At 71.2% G+C, this 13847-nt stretch carries 12 protein-coding genes; 9 read left to right on the top strand and 3 right to left on the bottom strand.

Annotated elements, in window-relative coordinates:
- Nucleotides 1-33: 33 nt before the first annotated feature.
- Both QE381_RS03345 and QE381_RS03340 read right to left on the bottom strand, forming a co-directional pair.
- A complete protein-coding gene (locus QE381_RS03345; protein WP_373426976.1) occupies nucleotides 34-1305 on the bottom strand; it encodes a DUF349 domain-containing protein in 1272 nt (423 codons plus the stop codon).
- A 74-nt stretch (nucleotides 1306-1379) separates the two neighbouring features.
- Nucleotides 1380-1697, bottom strand: coding sequence for a dioxygenase (locus tag QE381_RS03340; RefSeq protein WP_307215503.1), 318 nt, complete (start codon nucleotides 1695-1697; stop codon nucleotides 1380-1382).
- Between the two features lie 100 nt (nucleotides 1698-1797).
- Between QE381_RS03340 and QE381_RS03335 the strand changes: the two genes are divergently transcribed.
- From QE381_RS03335 to aroB, 9 genes are all read left to right on the top strand, one after another.
- Nucleotides 1798-3111, top strand: coding sequence for a replication-associated recombination protein A (locus QE381_RS03335; RefSeq protein ID WP_307215501.1), 1314 nt, complete (start codon nucleotides 1798-1800; stop codon nucleotides 3109-3111).
- A gap of 271 nt (nucleotides 3112-3382) precedes the next feature.
- Nucleotides 3383-4012, top strand: coding sequence for a 30S ribosomal protein S4 (rpsD, locus tag QE381_RS03330; RefSeq protein ID WP_307215499.1), 630 nt, complete (start codon nucleotides 3383-3385; stop codon nucleotides 4010-4012).
- A gap of 112 nt (nucleotides 4013-4124) precedes the next feature.
- Nucleotides 4125-4352, top strand: a complete 228-nt coding sequence (locus QE381_RS03325) for an ATPase (RefSeq protein WP_307215497.1) — start codon at nucleotides 4125-4127, stop codon at nucleotides 4350-4352.
- A gap of 52 nt (nucleotides 4353-4404) precedes the next feature.
- Nucleotides 4405-7536 (top strand): alanine--tRNA ligase, encoded by a 3132-nt coding sequence (gene alaS, locus QE381_RS03320; protein WP_307215495.1) that lies wholly within the window; start codon nucleotides 4405-4407, stop codon nucleotides 7534-7536.
- A gap of 1 nt (nucleotide 7537) precedes the next feature.
- Nucleotides 7538-8773, top strand: coding sequence for an endolytic transglycosylase MltG (gene mltG / locus QE381_RS03315; RefSeq protein WP_307215493.1), 1236 nt, complete (start codon nucleotides 7538-7540; stop codon nucleotides 8771-8773).
- On the top strand, nucleotides 8767-9615 hold the full coding sequence (locus QE381_RS03310) for a shikimate dehydrogenase (protein WP_307215491.1): 849 nt from the start codon (nucleotides 8767-8769) through the stop codon (nucleotides 9613-9615). Before mltG ends, QE381_RS03310 begins: the two co-directional genes overlap by 7 nt.
- 4 nt (nucleotides 9616-9619) lie before the next feature.
- On the top strand, nucleotides 9620-10831 hold the full coding sequence (aroC, locus tag QE381_RS03305) for a chorismate synthase (protein WP_307215489.1): 1212 nt from the start codon (nucleotides 9620-9622) through the stop codon (nucleotides 10829-10831).
- 41 nt (nucleotides 10832-10872) lie between these two features.
- Nucleotides 10873-11364: a shikimate kinase gene (locus QE381_RS03300; RefSeq protein ID WP_307220392.1), complete on the top strand. Its 492-nt coding sequence runs from the start codon at nucleotides 10873-10875 to the stop codon at nucleotides 11362-11364.
- A complete protein-coding gene (aroB, locus tag QE381_RS03295; RefSeq protein WP_307215486.1) occupies nucleotides 11361-12446 on the top strand; it encodes a 3-dehydroquinate synthase in 1086 nt (361 codons plus the stop codon). The genes QE381_RS03300 and aroB overlap by 4 nt, the downstream gene beginning before the upstream one ends.
- 63 nt (nucleotides 12447-12509) lie before the next feature.
- Here the strand turns inward: aroB and QE381_RS03290 are convergent, their stop codons facing one another.
- Nucleotides 12510-13832 (bottom strand): MFS transporter, encoded by a 1323-nt coding sequence (locus tag QE381_RS03290; RefSeq protein ID WP_307215484.1) that lies wholly within the window; start codon nucleotides 13830-13832, stop codon nucleotides 12510-12512.
- Nucleotides 13833-13847: the final 15 nt, after the last annotated feature.

Genomic DNA, 13847 nt, shown 5'->3' with positions numbered 1-13847 from the left:
CCGACGATGATCACCCGGCGGGGGAGCGGAGGATCAGCCGCCGATCGCGCGCAGCCACGCCTTGCGGGCCTCGAGCGCCTCGGTCGCGTCCTTGATGCGGCGAGCGTTGCCGGAGGCCTGCGCCTCGGCGAGCTCGTCCTCGAGTTTCGCGATCGCGTCGGTGAGCTGCCGTGTCAGATCGTTGGCGCGGGCCTTGGTCTCCGGATTGTTGCGCTTCCAGTCGGCGTCCTCGCGGGACTTCACGCCCTGCTCGATCTTGCGGAGATCGTCGTCGAGGGAACGCTCCGCCTCGCGCGGGAAGATACGTCCGATCTCGTCCCACTCGCGCTGCACGGCGGTGAGACGCTGACGAGCCTTCGCGATGTCCTTCTCGTCGGGGATGTCGCGGGCCGACGCGAGCAGCTCGCGCTTGCGCTCGATGCGCTCCTTCGACTCTTCCGCCTGGGCGCTCTCGCGCTCCACGCGGGCCCCGTACAGAGCGTCGCCCGCGGCCTTGAACCGTGCCCAGAGCGCGTCGTCGATCTTCTTGCCGGCTCGGCCGGCGGACTTCCACTGGTCCAGGAGCGCGCGATAGGCCGGGATGCCGTCCTCGCCCTGCGAGGCGAGGGCCTCCGCCCGTTCCACGAGCCGGGTCTTCTGGTCGCGGGCGAGCTTGTGCGTCTCGTCGAGACCGGCGTAGAACGCGCGGCGGTGGCGCTCGAGGGTCGCGCGGGCGTCGCGGAAGCGGGTCCACAGCTGCTGCGCCGTCGACTTGGGCAGTCGCGGCCCGTTCTGCTGCTGCGCCTGCCACTGGTCGAACAGGGCCGTGAGCTCGGCGGAGGTCTGCTTCCACTGGATCGAGCCGGGGTCGCGCGAGGCGAGCGCCTCGGCGCGCTCGACGAGGGCCGTGCGCTCCGCGATCGCGGCGTCGACCGCCTCGCGGGCCGCGGCGGCCTCGGTCGCGGAGGCCTGCTCCAGCTCACCGGTGATCGCGGTGAGCCGTGCGTCGAGTGCCGCGAGGTCGCCGACGGCGGACGCGCCGGAGATCTTCGCTCGCAGGGTCGTCGCCGTGTGGCGCAGGTCGGACGCGGACGCGCCGCCGCGACGGTGCCGGACCTCCAGCAGCGTGACCTCGGAGGCGAGATCGGCGTACTTGCGCTGGAAGTAGGCGAGGGCTTCCTCGGGGTCGCCGTCGGGGAACTGACCGACGACCCGCCACTGGTCGCCGTCGCGGACGGAGACCGTGCCGTCGTCGTCGACACGCCCCCAGGGGGCGTTCTCGGAGGAATCGGGGGTGGATTCGGTGGTCACAGGCACCTCAGGCAGCTCACGTCGGTCGGCGGGCAATGCCACTCAGCCTAGTACGCGACCCGCCGTCGGACCCAGGAGCAGGAGGTCGCTCAGCCCGCGGGCGTGCTCGCGGGGTCCGGGATGCCCCCATCGGTCGACGCGGGATCCGGCGACACGGCGTCGGTCGTGGTCGGCTGGGGCGTGGACGTCGAGGTGTCGCTCGGCGCCGGCGCGCCGGGCCCCGTCTCGTAGTACGCGAACTGGACTCCGGCGATCGCCAGCACGAGGATGCCGCCCGCGACGCCCGCGATCACGTCGTCCCGGCGTCGGCGGCCGACCTGTCGCCGGTGCAGTTCCTGCCGCGCGGCGTACACGCGGGCACGCTCCCGTGCCGCACGCTCCTCGCGCTCTCTCGCCGTCGCCGCCACACGTCCTCCTCGCAGACCGGCACGATCCTACGGTGCCGGACCATGAGCCGCCAAAGTGCGCGGCCCGCGATGTCCCCGCATCCGTCTAGCCTTGAGGACCATGAGCGGATCGGCGGCCTTGTTCGGCACGCCCACGCCTCTGGCGGTGCGGATGAGGCCCGTGTCGCTCGACGAGGTGGCGGGCCAACGCCATCTGCTGCGCCCGGGCTCGCCGCTCGTCGCCCTCGCCGACCCCGAGCGTCGCACGACCGGTGCCGTGTCGGTCATCCTCTGGGGCCCGCCCGGCACGGGCAAGACCACGCTCGCGCAGGCGATCGCCCGTTCCTCCGGGCGGCGGTTCATCGAGCTGTCGGCGATCACCGCGGGCGTGAAGGACGTCCGTGAGGTCATGCAGGAGGCGTTGAACCAGCGCGACCTCTACGGACAGTCGACGATCCTCTTCCTCGACGAGATCCACCGGTTCACGAAGGCCCAGCAGGACGCGCTGCTGCCCGGCGTGGAGAACGGATGGGTCGTGCTGATCGCGGCGACGACGGAGAACCCGTCGTTCTCGGTCATCTCGCCGCTCCTCTCGCGGTCGCTGCTGCTGACGCTGGAGACGCTGTCCGACGACGATCTGGGCGAGCTGATCGATCGCGCCGTCACGGATGCGCGGGGGCTCGCCGGTGCCGTCGAGCTCGAGCCCGAAGCACGTGCCGCGCTCATCCAGCTCGCGTCGGGTGACGCCCGGCGCGCGCTCACGGCCCTGGAGGCCGCGGCATCCATGGCGCCCGAGGGAGAGCCGGTGACCGCCGATGTCGTCTCGCAGGCCGTCGACCGGGCGCTCCTGCGGTACGACCGGCAGGGAGACGAGCACTACGACGTCATCAGCGCCTTCATCAAGTCGATCCGCGGCTCCGATCCGGATGCGGCGATCCACTACCTCGCGCGAATGATCGAAGCGGGCGAGGACCCCCGGTTCATCGCCCGTCGACTCGTGATCTCGGCGGCGGAGGACATCGGCCTCGCCGATCCGCAGGCGCTCCAGATCGCGACGGCCGCCGCCGACGCCGTGCAGTTCATCGGCATGCCGGAGGGGCGGATCCCGCTCGCCGAGGCGACCCTGTACCTCGCCACCACGGCCAAGTCGAACGCCGCATACCTCGCGATCAACCAGGCGATCGCCGACGTCCGTGCCGGCAAGTCCGGGCGCGTGCCGAAGCACCTGCGCGACGCGCACTACGCGGGGGCGAAACGGCTCGGGCACGGCAAGGGCTATCGGTACCCGCACGACAGCGAGATCGGCGTCGTGGCGCAGCAGTATCTCCCCGACACCCTCCGCGGCACCCGCTACTACGAGCCGACGAACCACGGCCAGGAGCGCGATGTGCAGGCGCGCCTCGAGAAGATCCGCCGCATCGTCGACGGGGAGTAGCCGCATCCTTCGCGCCGCATCAGGCCATCTCGCCGGATCAGGCGGCGTCCCGCCGCAACCTTCCTGCCTTCGCAGGATGTCCTGATCCGGTGGTGATGCCGGCGGCGACGGTCCATTCTGGTAGACTTAACCGGCTCGAAACCGAGTTTTCGGGCATCCCCCTTCCGTCAAGCCACTTCGATGCGCCCCGGCGTGCGCCCGAAGCCCGGGGAAGGGGAGATACGTCCGCGGGCCGTGAGAGTCACGGCCGCGTCATCGGAAGGAACACTTCGTGGTCACGAAGTCCCAGGACCGCCGCAAGGTCCGTCTGTCGCGCGCGCTCGGCGTCGCGCTCACCCCCAAGGCCGCGCGCTACCTCGAGAAGCGCCCCTACGCTCCCGGCGAGCACGGCCGCACCAAGCGGAAGGCCGACAGCGACTACGCCGTCCGCCTCCGTGAGAAGCAGCGCCTGCGCGAGCAGTACGGCATCCGCGAGAAGCAGCTGCGCATCCAGTTCGAAGAGGCCCGCCGCAAGGACGGCCTGACCGGTGAGAACCTGGTCGAGCAGCTCGAGATGCGTCTGGACGCCCTCGTCGTCCGTGCCGGCTTCGCCCGCACGACCGCTCAGGCCCGCCAGTTCGTCGTGCACCGCCACATCCTGGTCGACGGCCAGATCGTGGACCGCCCGTCGTTCCGTGTGAAGCCGGGTCAGCTCATCCACGTCAAGCAGCGCAGCGAGGGCACCGAGCCCTTCCAGGTGGCTGCCGCAGGCGGGCACGCCGAGGTGCTGCCCCCCGTCCCGGGCTACCTCGAGGTCGACCTGTCGACGCTGCAGGCCCGTCTCGTCCGCCGCCCCAAGCGTGCCGAGGTCCCCGTGGTCTGCGACGTCCAGCTGGTCGTCGAGTACTACGCCGCGCGCTGAGCGCAGCACACAAGGAGGGCGTCGGGGGTTCCCGGCGCCCTCCGTCGTCCCCGGCACCGGCCGGCGGATGCCGACTACGATGGGGATGTCGCGTCGAGCGACGAGAGCGAGGATGTCTGCGGTGAAGAGCTTCTTCTGGTTTGTGTTCGGCACGCTGGCCGGGTTCGTGCTCGCCCACCTCGTCGACAAGGACCCGCGTGGACACGAGCTGCTCGCCGAGGTCGACGCCCGTATCTCCGAGTTCGCCGATCGCATGGGCGACGCCTACCGCGACCAGCAGGCCCGCCTGAACGAGCTCATCGAGGCGGATGCGCCCGCCGCCGCCCGCGACGCAGACTGACACCGCCGCGCGCCCCTCGGGGGCTTTCGCGCGCCCGTACCGAGGAACATCCATGAAGACTGCCGAGATCGCGCGCCGTTACCTCGATTTCTTCGAGAAGAACGACCACGTCATCGTCCCCTCCGCCTCGCTCGTCAGCGACGACCCGACGCTGCTGTTCACGGTGGCCGGCATGGTGCCGTTCGTGCCGTATCTGAACGGCACGGTCCCCGCGCCCTTCCCGCGCGCCGCCGACGTGCAGAAGTGCATCCGCACGAACGACATCGAAGAGGTCGGGCACACCGCGCGCCACGGCACCTTCTTCCAGATGCTCGGCAACTGGTCCTTCGGCGACTACTTCAAAGAGGGCGCCATCACGTACGCGTGGGAGCTCCTCACGCGTCCCGAGGCCGACGGCGGACTCGGCTTCGCCGAGAAGGACCTCTGGGTCACGGTCTACGAGACCGACGACGAGGCCGCCGGCCTGTGGCGCACGATCGCGGGCCTGCCCGAGGAGCGCATCCAGCGGATGGGACGTGAGGACAACTACTGGTCGACCGGCCAGCCGGGACCCGCGGGACCCTGCTCGGAGATCTACTTCGACCGCGGTCCCGCCTACGGTCGCGACGGCGGTCCTGCGGTGGACGACAACCGCTTCACCGAGATCTGGAACCTCGTGTTCATGCAGTACGCGATCAACAACGTGCGATCGAAGGTCGACTTCGACATCGTCGGCGAGCTGCCCCACAAGAACATCGACACCGGGATGGGGCTGGAGCGGGTCGCCTTCATCAAGCAGGGCGTCGAGAACATGTACGAGACCGACCAGGTGCGTCCGGTCCTCGACCGCGCGGTCGAGCTCTCCGGCCGCCCCTACGGGCGCGAGCACGAGGACGACGTGCGCTACCGCGTCATCGCCGATCACGTGCGCTCGTCGCTCATGCTGCTCTCGGACGGGGTGACGCCCTCGAACGAGGGACGGGGCTACATCCTCCGCCGCCTCATGCGCCGCAGCATCCGCGCCATGCGCCTGCTGGGGGTGGACGGCCCGACCTTCCCCGAGCTGTTCTCCGCCTCCCGTGACGCGATGGCGTCCGCCTACCCCGAGGTCGCCACCGACTGGGACCGCATCTCGCAGTATGCGTTCGCGGAGGAGGACACGTTCCTGCGCACCCTTGCGTCGGGGTCGACGATCCTCGACACGGCGGTCGCGCAGACGAAGTCCGCAGGCGGCGCCACGCTGTCCGGCTCGGAGGCCTTCCTCCTGCACGACACCTACGGCTTCCCGATCGACCTGACGCTCGAGGTCGCCGCAGAGGCCGGGCTGGATGTCGACCGCGCGGCGTTCGACGAGCTCATGCAGGAGCAGAAGACCCGCGCGAAGGCCGACGCCAAGGCGCGGCGCCGTGCGATCGCGGACCACTCGGTGTATCGCGAGCTGCGGGCCGCCGGCGAGACCGTCTTCACCGGGTACACCGACCTCGAGACCGAGTCGAGCGTGCTCGGACTGCTGGTCGACGGCATCCCGGTCGATCGTGCGGGCGAGGGCCAGATCGCGGAGGTCGTCCTGGCCGAGACCGCGCTGTACGCGGAGTCCGGCGGTCAGGTCGCGGACAAGGGCGTGATCGTCGGTCCCGGCTACGAGCTCGAGGTCCTCGACGTCCAGCGTCCCGTGCCCGGCCTCATCAGCCACACGGTCGAGGTCACGGCGGGTGAGGTCGCCGTCGGCGCCGCCGCCACGACCGTCGTGGATGCGGTCAATCGCCGCGCCGCACGTCAGGCGCACTCCGCGACCCACCTGGTGCACGCGGCCCTCCGCGACACGCTGGGCCGCAGCGCCACGCAGGCCGGCTCGCTGAACCGTGCCGGATACCTCCGCTTCGACTTCACGTGGAGCCAGGCACTGTCGGATGCGACCAAGAGCGAGATCGAGGAGATCACCAACAACGCCGTGCGCGACAACCTCGAGGTCACGACGCGGGTGCTCTCGCTCGCGGAGGCCAAGGAGCTCGGCGCGATGGCGCTGTTCGGCGAGAAGTACGGCGACACGGTGCGCATGGTCGACATCGGCGGCCCCTGGTCGCGCGAGCTGTGCGGTGGCACGCATGTCTCCTCGAGCGCCGAGATCGGGCTCGTGAGCCTCGTGGGCGAGTCGTCCGTGGGCGCCTCGAACCGCCGTGTCGAAGCCCTCGTGGGACTCGACGCCTTCCGCGAGCTCGCCGCAGAGCGGTCGATCGTCTCGCAGCTCTCGACGGCGCTGAAGGCGCCGCGCGATCAGCTGCCCGCGCGGATCGCCGAGCTGACCGCGAACCTGAAGGCGGCGGAGAAGAAGATCGCCGCCTTCGAGGCGCGTGCGCTCGCGGAGCGGGCGCCGGCGCTGGCCGAGTCCGCCACCCGCATCGGGGACGTGTCGCTGGTGGCGGCATCCGTCGGCGAAGCGGCCTCGGCCGACGACCTGCGTACCCTCACCCTGCAGGTGCGGGACCGGATGAACGACCGTGCGGCGGTCGTCGCGCTGGGCGCGATCGTGGGAGGTCGCCCGACGGTCGTCGTCGCGACGAACGACGGCGCGCGCGGTCACGGAGCCCGAGCGGGCGTGCTCGCCAAGGCCGCGGCCGCCGTGCTCGGCGGAGGAGGCGGTGGACGTGACGACGTCGCCCAGGGCGGCGGCGCCGACCCTGGCACGTCTGGGCGACGCCCTCGCCGAGGTCCGCCGCCTGATCGGCGCCGCGTGAGCGGATTCCGCCGTGGCGTGCGCCTCGGCGTCGACGTGGGCAAAGCCCGGGTCGGGGTCGCACGATGCGACCCCGACGGGCTGCTCGCGACCCCGGTCGAGACCGTTCGGCGCGATGGCGTCGCGGTGGCGCGGGTCGTGGAGCTGGCTGTCGAGCACGAGGCGGTCGAGATCCTCGTCGGGCTCCCGACGTCGCTGAGCGGCGCCGACACGCCCTCCACCACGGATGCGCGAGCGTTCGCCGGGGCCGTCGCCGCCGCGGCGCCCGTCCCGGTGCGCCTGGTCGACGAGAGGCTGAGTACCGTATCCGCCCACGCTGTTCTGCGCCAGTCCGGTCGTTCGCAGCGGAACTCTCGTAGCATTGTCGATCAAGTCGCCGCCGTCATCCTGCTGCAGAGTGCGCTCGACGCGGAGAAGCAGACGGGGCGACCGGCCGGAGCACCCGTACCCCCGGCCGAGGAGAACGTCTGACATGTCCGACACCCCGCCGCCCTCCCGACGTGCCGCCCGCGAGGCGCGGGAGGCACGGCCCACCGCCGAGACCCCGTCCACGGGACAGGCGGGCGACCTGGAGGACCTGTTCACCGGGCGTGCGACGACGGAGGCTATCGGCGCCCCGCCGGCGCGTCCGACCCGTCGCCGCCGCCGCGCCGCAGGCTGGATCGCGTTCGCGATCGTCGTCGTGCTGCTGGGCGGGCTCGCGGGAGCCGGCCTGTGGGTGTGGAACACGTACGAGCCGCAGATCCGCTCGCTCATGGGATGGCAGGAGCCGAGCGACTACGAGGCCGGCATCGCCGAGGGCGAGGCCACCGTCACGATCACGTCCGGCGACACGGGCGCGAACGTGTCCGACGCGCTGTTCCAGGCCGGCGTCACCAGGACTTCCGGCGTGGTCTACTCGTACCTGGTCTCCTCGGGCCAGAACCCCGACTTCCAGCCCGGCGTCTACAAGCTGCAGCTCAAGATGACGGCGGCGGCCGCGGTCGCCGCACTGCTCGATCCCGCGAACCGCATGTCGAACACGGTCCAGCTGCAGGAGGGGCTCACGGTGTCCACCTCGCTCGAGCGGATCAGCAGCGCGCTGCAGATGTCGCTCGACGACCTGAAGGCGGCCGCCGCGGACCCGTCGGCCTACGGCGTGAGTGCGCCGTCGCTGGAGGGGTGGCTGTTCCCGGCGACGTACACCTTCGATCCCGGGACGACCCCGCACGACGTCATCCGCACGATGGTCGATCGCAGCGTGAAGGCGCTCGACGATGCGCAGGTCGCCGCGACGGACCGTGAACGCATCCTCACGATCGCGTCGATCATCCAGCGCGAGGCGCGCAACACCGACGACTTCTACAAGGTCTCGCGGGTGATCCAGAACCGTCTGGACATCGGCATGAAGCTGCAGATGGACTCGACGGCGCAGTACGGCTACGGCTCCATGCACGACGGCACGGTGTCGAGCTCCGCCGCCGCACTCGCCGATGACAACAAGTGGAACACCTACGTCATCACGGGTCTGCCGGCGACGCCGATCGCGAACCCCGGCGATCTCGCGATCGATGCGGCGCTGCACCCCGCCGCCGGGGACTGGCTCTACTTCGTCACCGTCAACCTCGACACGGGCGAGACCGTGTTCACATCCAACGACGCAGACCACGAGGCGGCGGTCGAGCAGTGGCGCGCGTGGTGCACGGATCATCCGGATGCGGGATGCTGACGCACCTCGCCGTCTGGGGTGACCCGATCGACCACAGCCGGTCGCCCGACCTGCACGCCGCGGCGTACCGCGTGCTCGGACTTGACTGGGTGTACGGGCGTCGCCGGGTCGCCGAGCACGAGTTCGCGCGCGAGCTCGAGGGGCTGGGACCGAGCTACCGTGGCCTCTCCCTCACGATGCCGCTCAAGCAGGTCGCGCACCTGCGTGCGTTCCAGCGCGATCGGCACGCGCGGCTCACGGGAGCCGTCAACACCTACCTGTTGAGCGCGGCGGGACCGCACGGGTTCAACACCGACGTCGGCGGGCTCGTACGCGACCTGCGGGAACGCGGGTTCACGGGCGTCGAGCGGGCGCGCATCATCGGCGCCGGCTCCACCGCGACGTCTGCGCTGGTCGCCCTCGCCGAGCTGGGGGCGAAGGAGGTCGAGGTCGTCGCGCGCCGGCGCACCGCGGTCGGGCCGCTGCAGCACCTGGGAGGCGACCTGCTGGGGGTCGCCGTCACGCCGGTCCCGTTCTTCGCAGACGCCTATGCGCCGGTGCCGCTCACGGTCGCCGCCCTTCCCGGCGGCGCCCCGCTGTCGGACGACGCCGCGGCCACGCTCGCGGATGCCGGCGGCGCGCTCTACGACGTGGTCTACGGCCACTGGCCGAGTGTGCTCGGGACGGCATGGCAGCGCCGGGGCGGCGAAGCCTGGGACGGGCTCGGCATGCTGCTGCAGCAGGCGGTCCTCCAGGTGCGCATCTTCGTGGGCGGCGCTCCCGACCGACCGCTCGAGAACGAGGACGAGGTGATCGCCGCGATGCGTGCGGCACTCGCCGGCGACGCCGCCGTGGGAGACTAGAGCAATGCTCCGCGTCCTCACCGCCGGCGAATCGCACGGCCCTGAACTCGTCGCCATCATGGAAGGGCTCCCCGCGGGTGTCCCCATCTCGCGAGCCGCCATCCAGGCCGATCTCGCGCGCCGCAAGCTCGGCTATGGGCGCGGTTCGCGCATGAAGTTCGAAGAGGACGAGCTCACGATCTCCGCGGGCGTGCGTCACGGTCTGTCCCTTGGCAGCCCGATCGCGGTGCGCATCGGCAACACGGAGTGGCCCAAGTGGGTCGAGGTCATGAGCGCGGAGCCCGTCGAGCTGACCGAGAAGTCGCGGGGGAGGGGCGCCGAGCTGACGCGTCCGCGCCCGGGACACGCCGACCTGGTCGGAATGCAGAAGTACGGCTTCGACGAGGCGCGCCCGATCCTCGAGCGTGCGAGCGCGCGCGAGACGGCTGCCCGCGTGGCGCTCGGCACTCTGGCCCGCGCGTTCCTCGGGGAGCTCGGCATCCGACTGGTGAGCCACACGCTCTCGATCGGGCCGGTGCGCGTGCCCGAGGGCGCCGCCCTGCCGCATCCGGACGACGTCGACACGCTCGACGCGGATCCGTTGCGCTGCTTCGATCCGGACACGAGCGCCCTCATGGTCGCCGAGGTGGACGCGGCCAAGAAGGACGGGGACACTCTCGGCGGGATCGTCGAGGTCCTCGCGTACGGTCTGCCCCCGGGGCTCGGTTCCCACGTGCAGTGGGATCGTCGACTCGACGGCAAGCTCGCGCAGGCGCTCATGAGCATCCAGGCGATCAAGGGCGTCGAGGTGGGCGACGGCTTCCTCACGACGACCCGTCGGGGATCCGCGGCCCACGACGAGCTGTTCGCGTCGGAGGACGGCATCGTGCGCGGCAGCGATCGCGCGGGCGGCACCGAGGGCGGGATGTCGACCGGGACCGTGCTGCGGGTGCGCGCCGGGATGAAGCCCATCGCGACGATCCCGCACGCATTGCGGACCGTCGATGTCGCGACGGGCGACACGGCTTCGGCCCACCACCAGCGTTCCGACGTCTGCGCCGTGCCGGCTGCGGGCGTCGTGGCCGAGGCGATGGTCGCGATCGTGCTCGCGGAGTCGGTGCTCGAGAAGTTCGGCGGCGACAACGTCGCCGAGACCCGCCGCAACCTCGAGACGTACCTCGCGGCGATCCCCGACACGCTGCGCTCCACGACGGCGAGCGACCCGGGGCTTCTGTGACCCAGGCGCCCGCCGCGCCCACGCTCGTGCTCGTCGGGCCGATGGGGGCGGGGAAGACGAGCATCGGGCGGCGCGTCGCGCGCGCGCTCGACGTGCCCTTCGTCGACACCGACGCGCTCGTCGTGCGCGACCACGGCCCGATCCCGGACCTGTTCCGGTCGCGCGGCGAGGCGGAGTTCCGGCGCATCGAGCGCGAGACCGTCGCCCGTGCCCTGGGCAATGAGGGTGTCATCGCCCTCGGCGGCGGATCGGTCATCGATCCGCAGACGCGGGCGGACCTGGCCGCGCACCGGGTCGTGCTGCTCACGGTCGCTCCCCACGTCATCGGGCACCGCATCGGCGGGGGGAACCGGCCGCTCCTCGCGGGCGAGGACCCGGTCACGCAGTGGCAGCGCATCATGGCCGAGCGCCGGCCGTTCTACGACGAGGTGTCCGACGTCGAGTTCGACACCTCGCGCGGCCCGATCTCGGAGGTCGTGCAGGCGATCGTCGACTGGGCGCGGGAGCGCATCGCAGGAGAGGCACACGTATGACAGACCAGCCGACCGTTGTCTCCGTGGGCGGCGACGCGCCGTATGACGTGACGGTGGGACGCGGCGTCCTCGACCGGATCGACGCGGCACTGCCGAGCGCGACACGGAAGGTGCTCGTCGTGCATCCGCCGACCCTGAGCGCCAAGGCCGCCGAGCTGCGGGAGCGGCTGCAGGCCTCGAGCGCCCGGGAGGTGCTGCTGGCCGAGATCCCGGACGCGGAGTCCGGCAAGCGGGTCGAGGTGGCCGCCTTCTGCTGGCAGGTCATGGGCCAGGCGGACTTCACACGGACGGACGCGGTCGTCGGGTTCGGCGGCGGCGCGGTGACCGATCTCGCGGGCTTCGTCGCCGCGACCTGGCTGCGCGGCGTCGCGCTCGTGCAGGTGCCCACGACGGTGCTCGGGATGGTCGACGCGGCCGTCGGCGGCAAGACCGGCATCAACACGGCAGAGGGCAAGAACCTCGTGGGCGCGTTCTGGCCGCCGCGCGCGGTGATCTGCGACCTCGATCTGCTGGACACGCTCAGCGCCAACGAACGGGTCGCGGGCTTCGCGGAGGTCGTGAAGGCGGGGTTCATCTGGTATCCCGAGATCCTCGACCTCATCGAGGCGGACCCGGTCGCGGCCGTCGACCCCGCGAGCCCCGCGTTCCGTCGCTGCATCGAGCTGGCGATCGAGATGAAAGCGCGGGTCGTCGGGGAGGACCTCCGTGAGGCGGGCCTGCGCGAGGTCCTCAACTACGGGCACACGCTCGGGCACGCCATCGAGCACGCGGAGCGGTACCAGTGGCGGCACGGTGCGGCGATCTCGATCGGGATGATGTACGCGGCCGAGCTGTCCCGGCTGGCGGGGCGTCTCTCGGACGAGGCGGTCGATCGGCATCGCCGCATCCTCGAGATGCTCGGCCTGCCCCTGAGCTACCGGGCCGGTGCGTGGCCGCAGCTGCTCGCCACGATGCAGCGCGACAAGAAGTCCCGCGGCGGGATGCTGCGGTTCATCGTGCTCGACGACATCGCGCGGCCGACCGTGCTGCAGGCGCCCGACGAGTCGCTGCTGTTCGCGGCCTATCAGGAGATCGGCCAGTAACCGCGAACGGGCCCCGGTGCGGGCTCCCGGTTGTGGGAGCGGCGCGCCGGGGCCCGCGGCGGCTCAGACGGCGACCGGCTGCGGCGTGCGCTGCGGGGTGACCCCGAGGTCGCCGGTCGCGACGTTCCTGGTCTCGCGTGCCGTGAGCGCCGAGCCCGCCGCGATGAGCGCGACGACCGCGGTGAACACGCTGATGACGACCCAGCCGCCCTGCGCGACGCCGCCGAGCGCCGCGACGATCGTGGGGGCGAAGCCGGCCATGAGGAAACCGAGCTGCGTGCCGATCGCCATCCCGGAGAACCGCACTCTGGTGCTGAACATCTCGCCGTAGAAAGCGGGCCAGACGGCGTTGGCGGCCGCGTAGCCGCACGAGAAGGTGAGCACGGCGAGCGCGAAGATGAGCCAGGTCTGGCCGCTCGACATCGACAGCATGTAGAACGGCATGAGCGCGGCGGACGAGAGCGCGCCGTAGACGAAGACCGGCTTGCGTCCGACGCGGTCGGCGAGCTTCCCGAACAGCGGCTGGGTGAGGAGGGCGACGAGGTTGGCGACGACGACGAGCCACAGCGTGAGACTCTCGGCCAGGCCGACCTGCTTGCCGTACGCGAGCGCGAGATTGCCGAAGACGGTCGAGACCGCGGCGATCGTGGCGCAGAGGATGACCCGGATGACGTCGCGCCAGTGATCGCGCAGGAGCGGCACGAGCGGAACGCGGGCGATCGCGCCGGCGGCCTTCGCCTGCTCGAACTCGGGCGTCTCGTGCAGGCTCCGCCGGATGAAGAACGCCACGATCACCACGACGGCCGACAGCCAGAACGGGATGCGCCATCCCCAGGTCAGCTTGAACTCGTCCGGCGCGGCGACCACGGGGATGAACACGAGCGCGGCGAGGATCTGTCCGCCCTGCGTTCCCGTCAGGGTCCATGAGGTGAAGAACGCGCGACGGTCGTCGGGCGCATGCTCGAGGGTGAGGGAGGAGGCCCCGGCCTGCTCGCCCGCCGCGGAGAGGCCCTGCAGCAAGCGGCACAGCACCAGCAGCACGGGGGCGAACCAGCCGATCTGCGCGAAGCCCGGCAGACAGCCGATGACGAAGGTCGACAGTCCCATCGTGAGCAGCGTGAACATGAGGACCTTCTGGCGCCCGATGCGGTCGCCGAAGTGCCCGAGGAAGAAGGCGCCGACCGGTCGTGCGATGTAGGCGAACCCGAAGGTCGCGAAGGACATCACGAGGGCGGCGTTATCCCCGGAGGGAAAGAAGATCTGGGGGAAGATCAGGGCGGCGGCGGAGCCGAACAGGAAGAAGTCGTAGTACTCGACGGCGCTGCCCATGAAGCTGGCGACAGCGGCCTTCACGGGGGTCTTCCGCGTCGTTGCGGCGGTGGTCATCTGTGTGGGTCCCTT

The sequence above is a fragment of the Microbacterium sp. SORGH_AS_0888 genome, from assembly GCF_030818905.1.
GTDB lineage: Bacteria > Actinomycetota > Actinomycetes > Actinomycetales > Microbacteriaceae > Microbacterium.
The sequence above is the reverse complement of the archived record's forward strand: the minus strand, read 5'-3'. Positions and strand labels throughout refer to the sequence as shown.

Excerpts from the sequence above, each read along its gene's own strand:
- QE381_RS03310 (WP_307215491.1), top strand. The coding sequence starts at position 8,767 with ATGCTGACGCACCTCGCCGTCTGGGGTGACCCGATCGACCACAGCCGG.
- alaS (WP_307215495.1), top strand. The coding sequence starts at position 4,405 with ATGAAGACTGCCGAGATCGCGCGCCGTTACCTCGATTTCTTCGAGAAG.
- QE381_RS03325 (WP_307215497.1), top strand. The coding sequence starts at position 4,125 with ATGTCTGCGGTGAAGAGCTTCTTCTGGTTTGTGTTCGGCACGCTGGCC.
- QE381_RS03290 (WP_307215484.1), bottom strand. The coding sequence starts at position 13,832 with ATGACCACCGCCGCAACGACGCGGAAGACCCCCGTGAAGGCCGCTGTC.
- aroB (WP_307215486.1), top strand. The coding sequence starts at position 11,361 with ATGACAGACCAGCCGACCGTTGTCTCCGTGGGCGGCGACGCGCCGTAT.
- QE381_RS03300 (WP_307220392.1), top strand. The coding sequence starts at position 10,873 with ATGGGGGCGGGGAAGACGAGCATCGGGCGGCGCGTCGCGCGCGCGCTC.
- aroC (WP_307215489.1), top strand. The coding sequence starts at position 9,620 with ATGCTCCGCGTCCTCACCGCCGGCGAATCGCACGGCCCTGAACTCGTC.
- QE381_RS03335 (WP_307215501.1), top strand. The coding sequence starts at position 1,798 with ATGAGCGGATCGGCGGCCTTGTTCGGCACGCCCACGCCTCTGGCGGTG.
- mltG (WP_307215493.1), top strand. The coding sequence starts at position 7,538 with ATGTCCGACACCCCGCCGCCCTCCCGACGTGCCGCCCGCGAGGCGCGG.